The sequence below is a fragment of the Jiangella endophytica genome (assembly GCF_003427025.1).
Lineage (GTDB): Bacteria > Actinomycetota > Actinomycetes > Jiangellales > Jiangellaceae > Jiangella > Jiangella endophytica.
In genome coordinates this window covers 152,394-171,812 of record NZ_QVAI01000008.1, presented here as the reverse complement: position 1 = coordinate 171,812, position 19,419 = coordinate 152,394, and the positions used below count along the sequence as shown (strand labels likewise).

Here is a 19,419-nt window from a genome sequence, read left to right as displayed (position 1 = left end):
GATGTCCGAGGTGTTGTTCACCGTGCTGGTCGGGCTGGTCGCCCTCGAGCGGCTGGCCGAGCTGGTGGTGTCCAAACGCAACGCCGCCTGGAGCTTCGCCCGGGGCGGCGTCGAGTACGGGCGCGCGCACTACCCGTTCATGGTCGTGCTCCACACGGGGCTGCTGGCCGGTGCGCTCGCCGAGGTGTGGATCCGGCGGCCGCCCTTCGTTCCGGCTCTCGGCTGGACGATGCTGGCGCTCGTCGTGCTGAGCCAGGGCCTGCGCTGGTGGTGCATCGCGACGCTCGGACGGCAGTGGAACACGCGGGTGATCGTCGTGCCCGGGCTCCAGCTCGTCCGCACCGGGCCCTACCGGGTGCTACGCCACCCCAACTACGTCGCCGTGGTGATCGAGGGGTTCGCGCTGCCGCTGGTGCACTCGGCCTGGATCACCGCGGTGGTGTTCTCCGTGCTCAACGGCGCCCTGCTCGCCACGCGCATCGCCGCCGAGAACGCCGCGATCGCGATGCTCGGCCGCGCCCCGGCGCCATGATCGACCTCCTGGTGGCCGGCGGCGGGCCGGCCGGCCTGACGACCGCGCTGCACGCCGCGCGGAGCGGCCTGGAGGTCGTCGTCTACGAGCCGCGTGCCGGGCCGATCGACAAGGCGTGCGGCGAAGGGCTCATGCCCGGCGCCGTCGCGGCGCTCGACGACCTCGGCGTGCGGCCCGGCGGATGCCCGCTGCGCGGGATCCGCTACGTCTCGGGCGAGCGGTCGGCCGTCGCGGACTTCCGCGCCGGCCCGGGGCGCGGGGTGCGGCGGACCGTTCTGCACGCCGCGCTGCACCAGGCGGTCGCCGAGGCCGGCGTGCCGGTCGTGCCGGCCGCGGTCGAGGGGCTGGTCCAGTACGCCGACCGGGTGGAGGTCGACGGTGTCGCCGCTCGCTACCTCGTCGCCGCCGACGGGCTGCACTCGCCGACCCGGCGGCGGCTCGGCCTGGACGTCCCGGTCACCGGCGCCCGCCGGTTCGGGCTGCGCCGCCACGTCATGGTGGCTCCTTGGACGGACCACGTGGAGGTGCACTGGGCGCCGTCGGCCGAGGCCTACGTGACGCCGGTCGGGCCGGACCTGGTCGGCATCGCCGTCCTCAGCACGTCCCGCGTGCCCTTCGACGAGCACCTGGCCGCGTTCCCGGCGCTGCGCGAGCGGGTCGCCGGCCGGGCCGTGACCACCGCGGTGCGCGGCGCCGGCCCGCTGCGTCAGCGATCGCGCCGGCGGGTGGCCGGGCGGACCCTCCTGGTCGGCGACGCCGCCGGCTACGTCGACGCACTGACCGGCGAAGGCGTCGCACTCGGCATGGCGCAGGCCCGCTCGGCCGTCGCGGCGATCGCCGCCGGCCGGCCGGATCGCTACGAGGCAGCGTGGCGGCGGATCACCTGGCGATACGAGGTGCTCACCCGGACCCTCCTCCGCGCCACGTCGACGACCCCCGGCCGCCGCGCACTGGTCCCACTCGCCGGCGCCCTCCCGCGCGTCTTCGGCGCCGCCGTCAACGTCCTCGCCCGGCCCGCCTGAGCGCACCTCGGCTTCCGAGGGGGTTCATCCGCAGGCGCATCGTCCGTCCCGTCTGATTCGATGTCGTCCATGACGACCGTCTCGGATCGCCCGGGGTTCGGCGAACGCCACCCTGACCTGGCTGCGCTGCCGGCCATCGAGGAGCCGGTGGCCACCCGGGAGACGTCCTGGTTCGGCGGAGTGATGCCCTTGCGGATCAGTGCCCACACCACCTCGACCGACCTTCCGGACGACATGCTGCAGGTCGTCCTCGGTGGCGCCGAGGACGAGCGAGACGGTGGCCGGAACGCCTCGTGGACCGACACCGACGGGTACGAACTGCGCTCGTGCCTCGTCACGATCAGCGAGGCAGCCAACGGACGTCGACCGACCTCCTCGCACCGATCTTCCTGGATGTCCTCCACCATCCAGGACGACCCTGACGTCGTCGGAAGTCGGACGCCGGAGGGGAGTCGTCGCTATCGCGGGAACGACCCGAGTCCTCCGGCGTGGACATCGAGGTGGTGCTCGGCCGATCGGGTGAGTGTGCGGTGCCGGCCCGCTGGCACGCGGCAGTGCTCGGATCCGTCCTCATGGAGAATCACGGCTCGAAGCCCGGTGGGGACCGTGACGTCCAGCTGGATGTGACGTCCCACGCGGTGGGCCGCTACCTCGATCGTCCCGGTGACCGTTGGAAGGGCGCCGGCCGCATGGTCGAGAGTCCCGAGCTGCGGCCGCACGGCGAAGGTGCGGTATCCGGGGTCAAGAGGGCGGATACCCAGCACACCCTCGAGTGCCAGAAATGCCGGAGCCGCTCCCCACGGGTGCGAGTGGGTGAGATTGGGCTTGATCCGTTCGTTCCATGCCTCCATGGTCGAACCCGCTCCGAGGTCCAGCATGGCCGCCCAGCCCCGGGTGCCCCTGCTGGTGAGGAGTGCGACGGCGCGATCGCCGTGACCCTGGGCGAAGAGACCATCGATGAGCAGGGCCGCCACGTAGACGCTGCACCGAAGTCCCTGCCGATGGGCATGATGCGCCGCCGAGTCGGCCTGTTCGGGCGTCGGTACGCCCGCCCAGAGGCAGAACGCCGAGGCGTGAACGCTGTCATGCGGGAGGAGCGCTCCGTCCTCGTCCAGTCCGTCCGCGAACGCGCCCTGTGCGTCATCGAAGAGGAGCGTGCTGATGCTGTTCCGCAACCGCGACGCGATGCCCGTGAGGCGCGCTTGCTCCACGTCGCGCCCGATCACGGCGGCGATCTCCGCGGCAGCCTGGTAGGCAGCCGCGGCGATCGCGTTGACGGCGGTGTTGACGGGGCCGAACCGGTAGCCGTGGCGTTCGGCGGGTGGCCAGTCCACCAGGTCGCTGTCGAGCGTCGAGTCGGTGCCCGGTGCCTTCCGTATCAACCCGGTGGACGGGTCGAGATAGCGGTCGGGGAGCAACGCCAGTAACGAGTCGAACACCTGCTGCGCGTGGGTGCTGTCGCCGGTGCGCATCCATGCGTCGTGCACCGCGAGCACGGTGTAGAAGGGCCACTCGGTGGGCCAGGTGCGGTTGTGTACCGCATAGGTGGTGCTGTAGCGCCCCAGCGACGGGTCCGGATCGAGGCACAGGTGCGCACGCTGCTGCAGGTAGACGTCGGCCTCGTAGACGAGTCTCTCGCGCGTCCAGGAGTCGACGTACAGGTTGCCGTTGAGGGCCCGAATCGTGTGTGCCGACAGGTGCCAGACACGGTCGAGAACCGGGTCCGAGCTCGCGAACGAGGCCGCTGTCGGCGGCATCGGGTAGATCTGCGCGACCGCGGCGACGTCGGACGGAGCCACCGGCGCGGTCAGGCCGGAGATCTCGGCGTACCGGAACACGCGCAGCCCCCACGGCTGGACGCTGCGGTCTTCGCCATCGCCGATCAGGGTCTCGGAGTAGGTGTTGCCGCTGTGCGTGCGGTACCGGACCGCACCGTCGTCGTCGAGACGTTCGCCGTAGCGGACGGTGACGGCGCCCCGCGCGCCCTTGGTGCGCAACCGGACTCCGCCCAGCCACGAACGTCCGTAGTCGACGACGATGCGACCGTCGCCGGTACTGCGCACCGCCTGCGGCATCACGACGGAATGCCGCACCTTGGCGGTGGGGGTGGGCACGAGATCGGGTAACGGCGGCCTCTGTTCGGCAGCGCTCCAGGCGCCGTCGTCGAAGCCCGCATGCTCGAATCCCCACGGATAGCGGCGCAGATCGAGATTCTCCGCGGGAAGCGGGTAGCAGACGGTTCCCAGGTCGCCGCCGGTGTGCAGCATGGGATCGACCGGGAGCGACCGCCACGAGGGGTCGGTCCCGTGCACGATGCGCTGCCCGTCGGCCAGGGCGATCACGAGGCGGGCCAGGAACTGCTGGCCCACGCTCGTGCCTGCGGTGACGGAGATCGCGTTCGGTCCGGACCTGAGATGTCCGGTGACGTCGAAGCCGTCGAACCGGGTCTCGCCGCCGATGCTGCGTGTCGGACCGGATCCGACGACCTGCCCGTTGACCGATGTGACGTGCACGTACTGACGGGAGGGCTCCGGCGAGGCCGCGGTCAGGAACAGCGTCGCCCACGCCACCGGTGTGCTGGGCAGATCGAACTCGCGGCGCAGCAGGCACAGCTGCGGACCTCCCGGCGCCCAGATCGGCGTAGCCCCGGACCACGCCCCCGACGGCGCGGTTCTGAAGGCGTGCGTCGCCGTCGGCTGGTGTGGTGGCACGACCGATGCATGCACCTCGTAGGCCTGCTCGGCTGACAGGCCGACGGGGATCTCGCAGTGGTGTCCGGCCGGCCGGAACGTTCCCTGCCAGACGGGCTCGGCATCGCCCAGGACGTGGACGGCCAGCGTGAGCTCCGGGCCGGGCTCGCTCACACCGGCCAAGGTCACGAGCAGCGGCTGTGCGGGATCGACGTCGACCGGATGACGACGCCCGTTCACGGAGACGATGCGCAACGTCACGACGATCCGGTCTCCGTACCCGTCACCGGCACCGCGTTCACGTCGCCCCGGATCCGGCTCGAGGTCGGCCGGGGTGCGGTTGCGAGGTGCTGCCGCGCACCACGAGGTCGCCTTGCAGCAGGAGGTCCTGGGTGCTGCCGGAGGCGTCGGACTCGAGCTGATCGATCAGCATCGACGCGGCCGCTCTGCCGATCTCGGCGCCCATGGCCGTGATCGAGCTCAGCTCCGGGTTCATCAGACGTGAGGCGGGCAGATCCTCAGCGCCGAGCACCGACAGATCGTCGGGTACGGCCAGCCCGGCCTGGCGCGCGGCGTCGAGACATCCGTAGGCAAGGAGGTCGTGGACGCAGAAGACGGCCGTGGTGGCGGGTTGCATCGTGCGGACGCTGGTCAGGGCGGCCGCGCCGGCGGCCGGGGTGAGATCGTCGGTCGTGACCTCGACCACGCGAACGCCCGGCGCTTGCGCCAGCGTCGCGTGGAAGGCCTCGCTGCGTTCGTTGCTCCTTCTGATCGCGCTCGAGGAGATGATCGCGAGATCGCGATGCCCGGCTTCCAGGAGGTGGCGGGCGGCAGTGTGGCCCAGCGCCGCCTCGTCCAGGCGTGCCGCGCTGATGCCCGGGTAGTCGGGTTCGTGGCCCAGCCGAAGCACGGCCGTGCCCCGCTGTTGCAGGCGCCGGATGTGCTCGGCCAGATGGCTGATGCTTCGGCCGGGGGAGAGCACCACCGCGGCGTAGCGGTAGCTCTCGAACGTCTCCAGGAAGCGTTGCTGGTCGGTGACGTCACCGCTGGGAGGCGCGATGGTGATGAGGTAGTCGTGATCGGCCGCGACCGCGCTGAGACCGTCCAGGACGTTGACGAAGAGCGGCTCGTGGATGTCGATGAACATCAGGCCGATCACACGGTTGCGGCCGAGACTGAACTCGCGGGCTCGGCGATCGGGCACGAATCCGAGCTCATCGATGGCGACCAGCACGCGTTCGCGCAGAGCGGGCCGCACCACGTCCGGGTTGTTGAGGACGTTCGACACGGTGCTGCGGGACACCCCGGCGCGGGCCGCCACGCTGCGGATCGTAGGTGCGGTCACGTTCTCTCCCTTTCGCGCCGGCATCGGCGGTGGCACACGTGCTGGCCAATCGAATCACGATGGTTGACAATCCTTCTTGGACCGGTCCAAGATTACCACGAGATGAGACTTGGACCGGTCCAAGAAGGTGGTCGCTCTGCACCGGCTGCATCGAGCGGGACCTCCGGTCAGGAGTACTGGTGAACCGATAGATCACGAACGAGAGGTACGCGATGGGGCGGCCGACGACCGATGATGGTGTGACCCAGTCGACCACGAAGACTGCGCAGACGACGGCAAGTGAGACTCGCCGTGCTGAACCGGTCGGCAAGCGCCCAGGGGGCGCTCGCGGACGGTTGCGGTGGCGTGCCAGGCTCCGACGCGACGGCATTCTGACGGTCTTCGTGTTGCCGGGCGTGCTGGCGCTGCTGGTGTTCCAGTACCTGCCATTGCTGGGGAATGTCATCGCCTTCCAGGACTACCTGCCGTTCCTGGGCATCGCGGATAGCCCATGGGTAGGCCTGAAGAACTTCGAGATCCTGGTCAACGGCGATCCGGCGTTCGTGCGCGCGCTCGTCAACACACTGATCATCACGGCCGTCCAGACCGTGTTCGTGTTCCCGATTCCGATCGCTTTCGCGCTGCTGCTCAACTCGTTGCTGTCGGAGCGGGTCAAGCGGGTCGTGCAATCGATCACGTACCTCCCGCATTTCCTGTCCTGGGTGGTCGTCGTCGCCGTCTTCCAGCACGTGCTGGGTGGCAGCGGCATGATCAACAACTGGCTGCGCACCCACGGCCACGAGACGCTCGACGTGATCACCAACCCGGACGCCTTCATCGCGCTCATCACGTCCCAGGTGGTCTGGAAGGACACCGGCTGGGCAACGATCCTGTTCCTGGCGGTGCTGTCGACCATCGACACGGAGCTGTACGAGGCCTCGAGTGTGGATGGCGCCTCCCGGACCCGGCAGTTGTGGCACGTCACGCTGCCCGCCATGCGGGGGATCATCGTCCTGCTGCTGATCCTCAAGCTCGGCGACTCGCTCACCGTGGGCTTCGAGCAGATTCTGCTTCAGCAGAACGCCGTCGGCAGGCATGCCTCCGAGGTGCTCGACACCTACGTCTACAACAACGGTGTCGTCGGTGGGAACTGGGGTGTCTCGGCGGCGGTCGGGCTGGTCAAGGGCGTGGTCGGCGTCGCTCTGGTGCTCGGCGCCAATCGGCTGGCACACGCGTTCGGAGAGGCTGGGGTGTACCGGCGATGAGTCGTCAGCGACTGCACAACGGCCAGGCGCTGCCCGCGTGGCCGATGAGGCTGCTGAAGGGTGCGATCCTGCTCGTGGTCTGCGCACTCGTGGTGCTGCCGTTCCTGGGGATCGTCTCGACCAGCATCGCACCGCGAGCCCAGGTCCAGGCCGAGGGTGGCTTCGTGCTCATCCCGGAGAGCTTCACGCTCGAGGCATATCGGTCTGTGCTTGCCGGCGGCGTCGTGGCCTCGGCGCTGCGAGTCAGCGTTCTCGTCACCGTGGTGGGCACGGCGCTGAGCCTGATCAGCAGCACGCTGCTGGCCTACGGGCTCTCGCGGCCGAACCTCATCGGACAGCGGTTCCTCGTGGTGTTCGTTCTGGTCAGCCTGCTCTTCACCCCTGGGCTGATTCCGCTGTACCTGGTGGTGAAACAGGCCGGGCTGCTCGACTCCATCTGGGCATTGATCCTGCCGTCGATGGTCTCCGGCTTCAACGTCATCGTTCTGCGGGCATTCTTCATGAACCTGCCGTCCGAGCTCACTGACGCCGCACGCATCGACGGCGCGAGCGAGTGGCAGATCTTCACCCGCATCGTGCTGCCGCTGTCCAAAGCGGTGACGGCGGTCATCGGGCTGTTCTATGCCGTCTCCTACTGGAACGCCTTCTTCAACGCGCTGCTCTTCATCAACGACCCGTCGAAGTGGCCGTTGCAGATGGTGCTGCGCATGTATGTCGTCAACGACGGTCAACTGGGCCAGTCCGACCTGGCAGTGACGGAGAACCTGCCCGCCCAGCCGTCGATTCAGATGGCCATCCTCATCCTGGCGATGGTTCCGATCCTGCTGGTCTATCCGTTCCTCCAACGTCATTTCACCAAGGGCGTTCTCACCGGCGCCGTCAAGGGATGAGCGCTCGGACTGCGCGCCGTATCCCCACGCTCGTCCCATCACTCGACAAAGGAGTCATCGCCATGGGATCGACCTTCACTCGCCGCGGACTGCTCCAGGCCTCGTTGGGCGGGAGCGCCCTGCTCGGGCTCGGCGCCCTGGTGGGGTGTTCCTCCTCCGGCACCGGGACAGGCGACGCCGTCAACGGCGCGTCCAACAACAAGGCGATGCTCCCCGACCATCTCCCTTACGACGGCATCACGCCCGACTTCCCGGGCCAGCCCGGACTCTCGACCGATGCGTACGCGACGTATCCGAGCGAGCCGGTGCGGGCGTACGCCACGGCACCGGGCGACGGGCAGCCGCTGAGCGGCCTGTCCTACTTCAACGGGTCGCTGCGTCCCGATCTGGACCGGAACCTGTACTGGCAGGCGATGAACACCGCGATCGGCTCGGACCTGCAGATCACCGTCGTGCCGGCGGCGGAGTACGGCAGCAAGTTCGCGACGGTCACGGCGGGGAACACGCTGCCCGACATGTTCACGATCCTGCCGACGCTGCCCGCGATCCCGCAACTGCTCCAGGCCAGGGCCGTCGACCTCACGCCCTACCTGGCCGGCGATGCGATCACGGCCTATCCCTCGCTCGCCAACATCCCGACGGCGAGCTGGCAGGGATGCGTCTTCGGGGGGAAGATCCGGGCCCTGCCCATCGAGCGCGGGCTGCAGACGACCAAGCTGATGTACCTGCGCCGCGACATCGCCGAATCAGCAGGCCTGGATGCGCAGGTCTCCGACTTCGCCGATTTCCGGAGTCTGTGCGCCGAGCTCAGCGCACCGCAGTCCAACCGGTGGGCGTTGGCGAACCTGCCACTGGACTACGTCAGGTCGATGCTGGCGATCGCCGGTCCGTGGACTCTGGAGGGCGGAACGATCGTGTCCAACTGGACGCGTGAGGAGCAGCTGGACGCGCTCGAGGCCGCTCGCGGACTGTACGAGGCGGGCTATCTCAATCCCGACGTGCTCGCCGCGCCGCCGTCGCAGACCAACGAGTGGTTCCACGCTGGAACGGCCGCGCTCAAATGGGACACCTACAGCGCGTGGACCGGCTTCTACGTCTACTCGGGCGTCGAGGGGTTCGGTGTCCAGGGGCTGCCGGTACCCGGGTTCGACGGTGGCAAGGGACAGCCGGTGCTGGGCGCGCCGAACATCGCGGTGTCCGCGATCAGCGCGGACAGCGAGGACCGGATCGAGACCATCCTGAAGATCGCCGACTGGCTGGCGGCGCCGTTCGGCACACAGGAGTACCTGCTGAACAAGTACGGAGAGGAGGGTGTCCACCACGAGCTCCAGGACGGCAACCCCGTGCTGCTCGACGAGCGCAAGGGCGAGTACGGACTCGGTCACATCTATCTCGCGGCCAGCCCCACGGTGTTCTACTACCCGGGTTCGGCGGAGATCTCGCGCGAGCCGCAGGACCACCAGCGCTCGATGCTGCCCGACGCGGTTCCCGACCCGACGGTCGGGCTGTACTCGGAGACCGGCTCACGCAGCTTCGCGGGGATCGTCCAGGACGTCGAAGCGTTGGAGGCCGACATCATCGGTGGCCGCCGGCCGGTGTCGGAGTGGACCAGCGAGATCGAGGCCGTGCTCGCAGGAGGGCTGCAGAGCATCCTCGACGAGTACAACGAGGCCTACGAGCAGTCGCAGTGAGTCCCGCAGACCGGCCGGGAGTCCCGGAGACCTATGACGTCGTCGTCGTCGGCGGCGGGCCAGCCGGCGTCCCCGCGTCCATCCAGGCGGCGCGGCTGGGCAGCCGGGTGCTGCTGATCGAGAAGAACGGCGGACTGGGCGGGACCACCACGACCGTGGGGGTGAACCTGCCCGGCCTGTTCCACGCCTGGGGTGAGCAGGTCATCGCCGGTATCGGGTGGGAGTTGCTCGCAGCGGCGGTCGAGCTGGGCGGCGATACGCTGCCGGACTTCACCGACGACGAGCGGCCGCACTACCTGCGGCAGGTCCGGGTCAACCCCTATGTGTACGGCGCCGTGCTCATGGAGGCGGTCGCTGCCGCGGGCGTCCACCCGGCTCTGCACACGATGCTCGCCGGCGCACACTGGGACGGCAACGCCTGGCAGCTGCTGGTGTGCAGCAAGGAGGGTCTGCGATCGGTCGGTGCGGCCAGGCTGGTCGACTGCACGGGAGACGCGGACGCCGTCGGGCTGGCGGGGCTGGCGCGGGTGCGCAACCCCGAACTCCAGCCCGGCACTCTGGTCTACCGCCTGAGCGGGTACGACCCCGGGTCGCTGGACTATGACGTCCTCGACGGCGCCTATGAATCCGCCGTCACCGCGGGCGACCTCGTGCCCAGCGACTTCGGCGCGCACGACCGGCCGCTGCGAGGCTTCCTTCGCAAGTACGGCGACACCGCCATGCACCTGCCCGGCGTCGACGGTGCCACCGGCCGGGGGCGTTCCGCCGCCGAGGCCGCCGGGCGTGCCTCGCTGTTGCGAGTGTTGCGTTTCCTGCGCCGCCAACCAGGGCTGGAACGCGTGACGGTGGCGTACTGCGGTGCCGAGGTCGGCATCCGCGAGTCGACGACGATCGTCGCGCAGCGCCAGGTGACGGCGGAGGACTACCTCGCCGCGAGGCGGTTCGACGACGCCGTGTGCCACAGCTTCTATCCGATCGACATCCACCGGCCCGACGGCGACGGCATCTACAAGGTGTTCCTCGATCAGGGGAGAGTCCCCACGATCCCACGCAGCGCCATGATCCCGCGTGACAACGCCTACGCGATCGTGGCCGGTCGGGCGATCGCCGGCGACCAGGCCGCACATTCGGCCTTCCGGGTCCAGGCCACCGCCATGGCCACGGGGCAGGCCGCCGGGGCCATGGCGGCTCTCGCCGCAGCCCGCGCCGCTCGCGTGGACGAGGTCGACCTCGAGGACCTGCGCCGCGTTCTCCGCAGGAACGGCGCCATCGTCCCCTCCTGACGACGACGGCCACGACCGCTCACGAATCCTCCGTCCGAAAGGTGATGCTCGATGATGAGTCATGGACCCGACGTGATGCGACGTCGCACCTTCCTGCAGGTCGCCGGCGCGCTCTGCGCCGCGGTGGCGGCCGGCCTGACCGAGTCCGCCGCGCACGCCACGCCCGCGTCGCCGAGGTCGGACCTACCGCCGCGGGCATGCGACCTGATCGACGAGAACTTCTTCGTCATCCTGGACCGCAACGGCATCAACCCCAGTGGTTGGGACGTGCGCCAGGCCGGCGGCTCCACCAGCTACTCCTACGGGAAGTGGTTCCGCTTCGCGGACGGCAATGTCCACCTGCCGGTGAGCATGACTCGGCGATTCGCGCCCCAGAGCAGCCAGGACCTGACACTCGAGTTCAGGTTCACGCCGCTGGGGCCGATGGACGGCACGCGATGGGAGTTGCGCCATGAGGACGACACTGCTGTCGCCCTGGTGGTCGAGGGCGACGCGCTGCGATTGCTGCTGGCAGACGGCACCACGGCTCAGCTCGCGACCTGCTCGGTCGGCACCGAGGTCGGCGTCAGGCTCGTCCACGACATCCCGGGTCAGCGCGTCTCGATCGAGATCGACGGTGCCGCCGTCGTCGACCGTGCGCCGGTGCAGGAGGTCGACGCCGTCGACACCCTGCACATCACCTCCGGACGTGCGCCGACCAGCGACATGTACCTGGGGCCGATCCGGCTCTACCGGGGCTATCACCTGCGCGAGACCTTCGTCGCGGGTGTGGCCGGTGTCCAGCCCGGCAGGTGGAGTCTGACCGGTGACGGCGCGACGTCGGGCCTCGTGCGCCGACTCAGCCAGGGCTATGCCGATCCGTACTCGCTGCGGGTCGACACCACCGGGTCTGCCACCTCCGCGGTGGTGGAGGTCCCCGCTCCTCCGGTGGACGGCACCGTTGTCTGTGAGGCCCGGACCTTCGTCGGCGGCAGCGCTGACGGGCTGGCAGTGCGGTTCCGCCTGAACGACCAGCGCGTCCTGACGGTGGACGTCAGCGCCGACACGGTTCGCGTTCTCGACGCCGGCGGCAGTGCCACCGCCCTACGTCCGTACACCCGCAACGTCTGGTTGCATATCCGGGCCGAGGTCGACGTCGTCACCGGTCGCGCCGACCTTCGCGTCAACGGCAAGCTGACCGCCGAGGACTTCGAGATGGGCACGGCCGGCGGCACTGCCGAGCCGACGGGGGTGAGCATCACCGTGCCTCGAGGCGTGGGCGCCCTGGTGGACGACGTCATCATCAAGTCGGCCGGGTCGATGCCGGCGGACTACCCCGAACCTCCGGCCGTCAGCCACGAGACCCAGCTCGCCATCGGCGTGACCGAGTTCGCCGGTTGGCGAGAGGGGAACCACTTCGGCTGGGACGTCCTGAACCCGTTCCGCAGTCAACGCCGACCCCTGCTCGGGTGGTACGACGAAGGCTCGGTCGAGGTGACCGACTGGGAGATCAAGTGGATGGTCGAGAACGGCATCACCTTCCGTATGACCTGCTGGTTCCGCCCGCACGACGCCACCGGCACCGCCATCAAACTGCCGCGGCTGCACCACGGATTGCACGACGGCTACTTCAACGCGCGCTACAGCGACCGGATGTCGTTCGCGATCATGTGGGAGAACGTCAACGGCGGTCGCACGAACAGTGCGGACTTCCGCACGAACATCGTGCCGTTCTGGCTCGACTACTACTTCAGCGATCCCCGGTACCTGGTCATCGACAACAAGCCGGTGCTCTCGGTCTTCCGGGCGGCGGCGCTGCTCAGTTCCTTCGGCACGGTGGCCGGCGTGCGGGCCGAGATCGATTACCTGGACCAGGTGCTCCGTGACCATGGCTTCGACGGCCTGCACGTGATCACCGCCATGGCGACGGCGGACGCGGCCGCGATGGGCTTGGCCGGGGAGCACAGGTACAGCACGTCGGTGTACCCCTCCACACAGCGGCTCGACCTCGAGCGCCAGCGAGACAGCGGCGCCGTTCCCGTGGTGCCGACCATCGGCATGGGCCTGGACGGCGAGCCGTGGACAGGCAACCCGGGGGCATTCGTCGACCCGAGCGATTACCAGCAGCTGCTGGAGTGGCTGCGCGACGACTACCTGGACACCCTCGACGACGATGCCCTCGGCCGCAAGTTGCTGATCCTCGACAACTGGAACGAGTACGGCGAGGGCCACTTCCTGATGCCTGCGACGCTGCACGGGTTCGGGTACCTCAACGCGGTACGCGACACCTTCGGACAGACGGGCTCACCCAACGTCGCCCCCGACGCGCCCCAACTGGATCGCCTGCAACACCTCTACCCTCCCGGCCGCACCTTCGCCGAGGCCCCCACCACCGGGCCGGCGCGCAGCACGGACTACACGCCCGCCTGGGAGTTCGACACCGACGGCGACACCGAGGGGTGGGTCGTCCTGAAGGAGATCGACGGGCTCCAGGCCAGCGGCGGCGCTCTGATCGGCAGCTCCACCACCAGCGACCCGGTGATCGAGCAGGAGGCGACGCTCGACCTGCATGCCGCCGAGTATCCCTACGCTGAGGTCCGGCTGCGGATGCAGCCGGCCGTCGGAGCGCAGTTGTTCTGGATCCGCGACGGCGACGCCGACTATCACGCGAACCGCTGCGTCACCGTGCGCGTGGAGTCGGACACCACCGAGTTCCAGACCGTCGAACTGCCGCTGTGGCGCAGCGGCACCTGGACCGGCAAAATCCGCAAACTGCGCTTCGACCCGATCAATCACGTGCCGGGCAGTTTCGAGATCGACCACCTACGGTTCATGAAGGTGCCTCTCCCCGCACCCAGGCTGATGATCGCGGGCGTCTTGTCACGGACTCCGTCGGCCACAGCCGACGGAACCGGCGGCTACGACGTACCGCTGGAAGCGGTCGCACGCGGGCTCGGCGGCCGAGCCGAACGGTCAGCGGACGGACACGAGTTCGCCGTCGTCGTCGGACGGATCACGCTCGAGTGTCAGGTCGGACAGACGGCCGCCCAGCGCAACGGGACCGAGCACACGCTGACCAAGGCTCCCTATGCCGGCACCGACGGCACCGTCCGCCTCTCGATCGACGACCTCGCGACGGCACTGGAGTTGGACTGGTCCTGGGACGAGCCCAGCGAGACCCTCTCGATCGACGTGGCACCCCTGAGCCAGAACCTGCGGGTGAATCCCGACGGCAGCGCCGACTTCCTCTCACCCGCCCAGGCGATCGGCGCGATCACCGATTCCGGGCCTGACCGGGAGTACACGATCACGATCGCGCCCGGCACCTACACCGAGACGGAGTGGATCGTCCCGCCCCACGTCACGCTGCGAGGTGACGACCGCGCCGCCTGCATCCTCGCGGGATCGCTACCCGACAACGCCCCCGACTCGGCGATCAGCGTCACGTCCACCCTCTGGCTCCAAGGCACTGCCACGCTGGAGAACCTGACGATCAGCGCCGTCAACATGCGCTACGCCGTGCACTCCGAGAAGTCCGGGAGCAACGTCGGCGCCGTCCACACCATCCGCAACTGCACCATCGTCCACTCAGGCAACGAGGGGGCGCGCCGGTGGCGCCGTGAGAACCCCTCCGCTGGAATGTCGCCCGAGACGGTGTGGGCCTCGGACCGGCCATGGGGATATGGATCCGCGAGCGGCCTGCGGCTGGAGATGACCGACTGCGAGCTCGTCGGCGTGAAGGAGGCCTGGTACATCCACACCAACAAGGACTTCTCGGCGCCGACGATCAACGTGCTGCAGGGATGCACCTTCCGCCACACCGGCGACAAGACGGCCCCGGCCGTCACCGTCCAGTCGCTCGGATCCGGCCGGGCCGATTCCGTCACCTTCACCGGCTGCACCTTCGACGGCGGGGTCGTGCTTCGTCACGACGACCGCCCCTGGATCTCCGAAGCTGCCGCAACCCAGCTCAGCGATCATGCCGAGACCCAGATCTCGCTCCTGGGCAGCACACCACTGGGGTTCCTGCCCCACCTTCGTAGCCGCGCCCTGCGCCTCGTGGCTTCGCGGGCCGACACCGATCTCCCGATCGGTGTCTCCGGGCCGGCCGCATCGCTGCTCTTCGGAGAACCGGTACGTCGTGCCGGTGGCGGGGGAGTGCCGAGCTATCTCTACGGCACCTGGGACATCTCCGGCATCGGCGTGGGCCTCCGCAATGACGTCACCGTTGCCAACACCATCGGGCGCCGCCTGGGCGACCGTACTCACAGCCCGGCCGAACTCACGGTCGCCGTCGGCGAGGAGCAGGTGACGATCACCTTCGACCAGGATCACACCGCGGCACCCAATGCCGAGCTCATCGCGATCATCGACGCCGCATTGGCGGGGCTGGCAACGGCCGACGAGTACGACGTCGGCGCCGGTGAGACCTACCCGAACGTCGGCGACAAGGAGCAGGTCTCAGCCAACGCCGGAAGCGCCGGCATCCCGCGCTGGGCAGTGGTGGAGCAGGCCGTCGGCGGAGTGCGAGTGCGGCACAGCGGAGCCGCATACGGAATCGCGCTGGAGCAGATTCCCCCGGGACGAGAGGGCCGGGTGCTGCGGACCGGCATCCTCGGCCGTCACCAACTCGCTGGTCTGGATGCCACCGGACTACCCACCGGTACTGCCGTCTACCTCGACGACAGCCGACCCGGGGCGCTCTCGCTCACCGATTCGGACCAGCTGGGCACCGCCGTCGCCACCGACTGGGTCGCATTCGACCTCGCCCTGTCGAACGGCCCAACCGTGACGGTCAAGAGCGGCAGCGGCTTCACGGTCGCCACACCAGGCGGCTATGAACGAGTCAGCTTCAAGCTCTACGACCGGGCGAGGATCGACCGCTTGTCTCTCAACGGTGTCGCGAAGGATCTGATCAACGACACCTGGTCCGATCTCGACTTCGTCGAGCCCGGTCGGTTCGGGGCGGTGGCCGGACTGAACACCCTTGTGGTCCACAACGCCGGCGGAGGCTCGACGAGCCTCGAGTTCACGCTGCTCGCGGCCGGCTCCTGACGACGCGCTCGAGCTCTCCGTTCGCCCGGGTCACCTCGATGAGGAGTTCTGTGTCTGCATCGCCTTCGTCCCTGTCCGTTCAGCTGTACTCCGTGCGAGACCAGCTGGAGAAGGACTTCCTGGGAACCCTCCATGCGCTCGCCGACCTCGGCCTGTCGCAGGTCGAGCTCTTCCGATTCACGTCCGACTCGGCGCCGACGTACGACCGGGCGCTGGGCGAGGCCGGGCTCACCGCACCCACTGCCCACGCAGGCTTCCTCGACCTCGGCGATCAGGACGAGATCTTCGCCGCGGCAGCCGAGGTGGGTGTCGGAACCCTCATACTTCCGAACAGCCCCGAGGAACGCTGGATCGACACCGGCGGACTCGACCGCCTGTCCGCGGACCTCAATGCCGCGGCTGCCAGAGCTGCCCGGTACGGGATCAGCGTCGGCTACCACAACCATTGGTGGGAGATCGAGACCACAGTGGACGGGGTCACCGCACTCGAGGCGTTCGCCACCCGCCTCGACGATCGCATCGTGCTCGAGATCGACGCGTACTGGGCCGAGGCCGCCGGAGCGAGGTCCGCCGAGTTGATCGAACGGCTGGGGAACCGGGTGGTGGCCCTGCACGTCAAGGACGGCGATCTCTCACGAGACACCAGGAAGCAGGTACCCGCGGGGCAAGGACGCCTGCCCGTCCTCGACATCCTTGCCGCAGCACCCGCAGCACTGTGCGTCGTCGAGTTCGACGCGTATGCGGGCGACAGCCTCGAGGGCGTCGCGGCGTCGGTCGCGTTTCTCCGTGCGCAGGGACTCCGGTGATGGCCGCGGGTCGGGGCGCCGGGCCGGTCGGCATCGGCATCATCGGCGCAGGGGTCATCAGCCAGCGGTACCTCGAGAACCTCACGGCATTTCCTGATCTCGACGTCCGCTTCATCGCCGACATCGAGCTCTCGCGCGCACAGGACCGTGCGCACTCCTTCGGCATACCGCGCGCCGGGACCGTGGCGGACCTACTCGCGGACGATCAGGTCGAGATCGTCGCGAACCTGACGAGCCCTGCCGTGCACGCGGACGTGGATCGGCAGATCATCGCCGGTGGCAAACACATCTGGAGCGAGAAGCCGCTCGCCCTGGATCGGGCCTCCGGGCGGGAGGTGCTGGAATCGGCTCAGGCGGCGGGACTGCGCGTTGCCTGCGCACCGGACACCTTCCTCGGCGCCGGGTTGCAGACCGCGCGGCGACTCATCGCCTCGGGGCGGATCGGGGATCCGCAGTCCGCCCTGTTGCTCTTCCAGACGCCCGGCCCGGACCTATGGCATCCGAGCCCCGAGTTCTTGTTCGCGCGGGGTGGTGGGCCGTTGTTCGACATGGGGCCGTACTACCTCACGGCTCTCGTGCAGAACCTCGGCCCGGTGGCGAGCGTGATGGCGACCGGAACCCGAGCACGGCCGGTCCGCGTCATCGGTTCCGGCCCGAACGAAGGGACCGAGTTCGCGGTTGACGTGCCGACGAACGTCCATGCCCTCATCACCTTCGAATCAGGGGCCTCCGCGGTCGCGGTGCTGAGCTTCGACTCCTATCTGCGGCGCGCAGGCGGCATCGACGTCATGGGGACCCTGGGTACGATCCAGACTCCCAATCCCAACACGTTCACCGGGCCGAGCACGATCTTCACCGCCGACACGCCGGACGGTGAAGTCGTGCCGCCGTCCGGGTTCGAGTACGGCCGCGGCTGCGGGATCCTCGACCTCGCACGCTCGATACGTGCGGGCGTGCGCGAGCAGGCGCCAGCAGAGCTGGCCTTCCACGTCCTCGACATCATGGACGCCACGGCGGAGTCGATCGCCGCCGGTAACGTCGTGCGTGTCCTTTCGACGGTCGAGCCCAGCCCAGTACTGCCGGACGCCTGGAATCCGGCCGCTCGCACTCTCTAGATGAGTGAGTCCGAATGGTGGTGAGGACGGCAGGTCGGGAGTCGAGGACGGGACGGACGGGTCCGCCGCACGGGTGGCTGTCGCGTCGGCGCCACGGCGTGACGATGTGACCCGGCCCTTCGTCGTTGATGACGATTGACAGCGCCATGAACTGCCGTGCCCGGGGGGCAGGTGATCATGCTCGAACCGGGTGGGCCGGGGGCTGAGGGGCGGCGATCCCACACCGCTCACCGGACCGGCCGACGCCACCGGCGCGATCAGACCGCGGAACCACCGAAGAACCCCTTCGGACTCACTCATCTAGCGGGTGGTCCAGCGTGTCCACGGAACTGCACGACAGCGTGAGGAATGCGCCGATGTCCACAGCAGGTGGTGCTGTGGCGATCATCACCAACAGCGACGGGCAAGTGCTCATGCACCCTGCCTGACGACTTCGCCCACATCGCATGGCCAGGTCATGGAAGCCTGCTCGGAGGCGGAGCGGACGGCGAGGAGACACCGCACGATGCCATCGTGCGCGAGCTGCATGAGGAGGCTGGACTGGTTTCGTCCTGACGGCTCGGTGTCAGCGGCTTCCACCGATCAGAAATCCCCCGCCACGTCGTCAGTCCTGGTAGACCCCTCGCACCGGTGGAAGGATTGCTGACCATGACCGACGCCAGACCGATGGGCGCCGACGAGGCCACGTTCATCGCGGTGGTTCGCTCAGGCGATACGGCGCGGTTCGCGCTCATCACGGAACGTCACCGGCGTGAGCTGCAGGTGCACTGCTACCGGATGCTCGCGAACTACGAGGACGCCCAGGACATGACGCAGGAGACGTTCCTGCGGGCGTGGAACAAACGCGAGTCGTTCCAGGGCCACGCTTCGCTGCGGACCTGGCTGTACCGGATCGCGACGAACGTCTGCCTCGACTTCCTGAGGAGGCGCAATGATCGCACTCCCGTACCGTCCGAGCTGCCGGACCCCGGCTCCGAGGTGCTGTACCTGCAGCCGTACCCCGACCGGATGCTCCCCGAGGACCCGCAGGAGTCGGTGGTGGCGCGGGAGACGATCGAGCTGGCGTTCATCGTCGCCGTCCAGCACCTGCCGCCGCGGCAGCGGGCGGTGTTCATCCTGCGCGACGTCCTCGGCTGGCCGGCGTCGAAGGCGGCCGACGCCCTCGAGCTGACCGTCGCATCGGTGACCAGCGCACTGCAGCGGGCGCGCGTGACGATGCGTGAGCAGCTGCCCGACCGCCTCGGCTGGCGGAGCCCCGAGTTGTCGAATGACGAGCGCGGCGTGGTGAAGTCGTACATCGACGCCCATGAGCGCAACGACCTCGACGGGCTGATGTCCCTGCTGCGCGACGACCTGCGCTTCGCGATGCTGCCCGAGGCGGGCACCTCGACCACGACGGCCAAGGACGCGGTGGACGGCTGGGTCTCCGGTGGGCTCTTCCAGCGAGGCCACGACGACTGGCGCGGTATCACCACGACGGTCAACCGCATGCCGGCCGCCGCGCTGTACCTGCGCACCCCCGACGACCCGGAGTACCGGCTGTTCGCCATCGCGGTCCTGCACATCGCCGACGGGAAGATCGCCGAGCTGACCGGATTCGACGCCACCGGCAAACCATGGCTGGACCTGCCCCCGACGCTGTGATCACACCGGTCCGGACACCACCGCACCGCCGGTGTCGCCGGCGGGGCTTCTTCCTGCCCGAGGAACATCGTCACGATCGACGACGCCGTCGCCCTCATCTCCGGCGAGTCGGCCGACAGGTCG

13 protein-coding genes are annotated in these 19,419 nt (G+C 69.0%); 11 read left to right on the top strand and 2 right to left on the bottom strand.

Going from position 1 to position 19,419, the window contains the following annotated elements:
• Position 1 precedes the first annotated feature (1 nt).
• A complete protein-coding gene (locus DZA62_RS17825; protein WP_116950257.1) occupies positions 2-532 on the top strand; it encodes an isoprenylcysteine carboxyl methyltransferase family protein in 531 nt (176 codons plus the stop codon).
• On the top strand, positions 529-1,554 hold the full coding sequence (locus tag DZA62_RS17820) for an NAD(P)/FAD-dependent oxidoreductase (protein ID WP_116950256.1): 1,026 nt from the start codon (positions 529-531) through the stop codon (positions 1,552-1,554). Before DZA62_RS17825 ends, DZA62_RS17820 begins: the two co-directional genes overlap by 4 nt.
• Before the next feature lie 458 nt (positions 1,555-2,012).
• Here the strand turns inward: DZA62_RS17820 and DZA62_RS17815 are convergent, their stop codons facing one another.
• Positions 2,013-3,821, bottom strand: a complete 1,809-nt coding sequence (locus tag DZA62_RS17815) for a family 78 glycoside hydrolase catalytic domain (RefSeq protein ID WP_157987742.1) — start codon at positions 3,819-3,821, stop codon at positions 2,013-2,015.
• A 721-nt stretch (positions 3,822-4,542) separates the two neighbouring features.
• Positions 4,543-5,565, bottom strand: coding sequence for a LacI family DNA-binding transcriptional regulator (locus tag DZA62_RS17810; protein ID WP_198663897.1), 1,023 nt, complete (start codon positions 5,563-5,565; stop codon positions 4,543-4,545).
• A gap of 263 nt (positions 5,566-5,828) precedes the next feature.
• Here DZA62_RS17810 and DZA62_RS17805 point away from each other — a divergent pair, with 263 nt between their 5' ends.
• The 9 genes from DZA62_RS17805 (at position 5,829) to DZA62_RS17765 (ending at position 19,296) form a co-directional block, all read left to right on the top strand.
• Positions 5,829-6,833 carry an ABC transporter permease gene (locus tag DZA62_RS17805; RefSeq protein WP_198663896.1) on the top strand — a complete coding sequence of 335 codons (1,005 nt, stop codon included), beginning with the start codon at positions 5,829-5,831 and terminating at the stop codon, positions 6,831-6,833.
• Positions 6,830-7,723, top strand: a complete 894-nt coding sequence (locus tag DZA62_RS17800) for a carbohydrate ABC transporter permease (RefSeq protein WP_116950252.1) — start codon at positions 6,830-6,832, stop codon at positions 7,721-7,723. The genes DZA62_RS17805 and DZA62_RS17800 overlap by 4 nt, the downstream gene beginning before the upstream one ends.
• 62 nt (positions 7,724-7,785) lie before the next feature.
• Positions 7,786-9,414, top strand: coding sequence for an extracellular solute-binding protein (locus DZA62_RS17795; RefSeq protein WP_157987740.1), 1,629 nt, complete (start codon positions 7,786-7,788; stop codon positions 9,412-9,414).
• Entirely contained in the window at positions 9,411-10,697 is a 1,287-nt protein-coding gene (locus DZA62_RS17790) for an FAD-dependent oxidoreductase (RefSeq protein ID WP_116950250.1), read from the top strand. Before DZA62_RS17795 ends, DZA62_RS17790 begins: the two co-directional genes overlap by 4 nt.
• A 75-nt stretch (positions 10,698-10,772) precedes the next feature.
• Positions 10,773-15,731, top strand: a complete 4,959-nt coding sequence (locus tag DZA62_RS17785) for a glycoside hydrolase family 99-like domain-containing protein (protein ID WP_116950249.1) — start codon at positions 10,773-10,775, stop codon at positions 15,729-15,731.
• Positions 15,732-15,823: 92 nt separating this feature from the next.
• A complete protein-coding gene (locus DZA62_RS17780) occupies positions 15,824-16,537 on the top strand; it encodes a sugar phosphate isomerase/epimerase family protein (protein ID WP_198663894.1) in 714 nt (237 codons plus the stop codon).
• Positions 16,537-17,652 (top strand): Gfo/Idh/MocA family protein, encoded by a 1,116-nt coding sequence (locus DZA62_RS17775; protein ID WP_116950345.1) that lies wholly within the window; start codon positions 16,537-16,539, stop codon positions 17,650-17,652. Before DZA62_RS17780 ends, DZA62_RS17775 begins: the two co-directional genes overlap by 1 nt.
• A gap of 348 nt (positions 17,653-18,000) precedes the next feature.
• A complete protein-coding gene (locus DZA62_RS37630) occupies positions 18,001-18,207 on the top strand; it encodes an NUDIX domain-containing protein (RefSeq protein WP_408619043.1) in 207 nt (68 codons plus the stop codon).
• Positions 18,208-18,300: 93 nt separating this feature from the next.
• Positions 18,301-19,296 carry an RNA polymerase subunit sigma-70 gene (locus DZA62_RS17765; protein ID WP_116950248.1) on the top strand — a complete coding sequence of 332 codons (996 nt, stop codon included), beginning with the start codon at positions 18,301-18,303 and terminating at the stop codon, positions 19,294-19,296.
• The last annotated feature ends 123 nt before the right edge of the window (positions 19,297-19,419 follow it).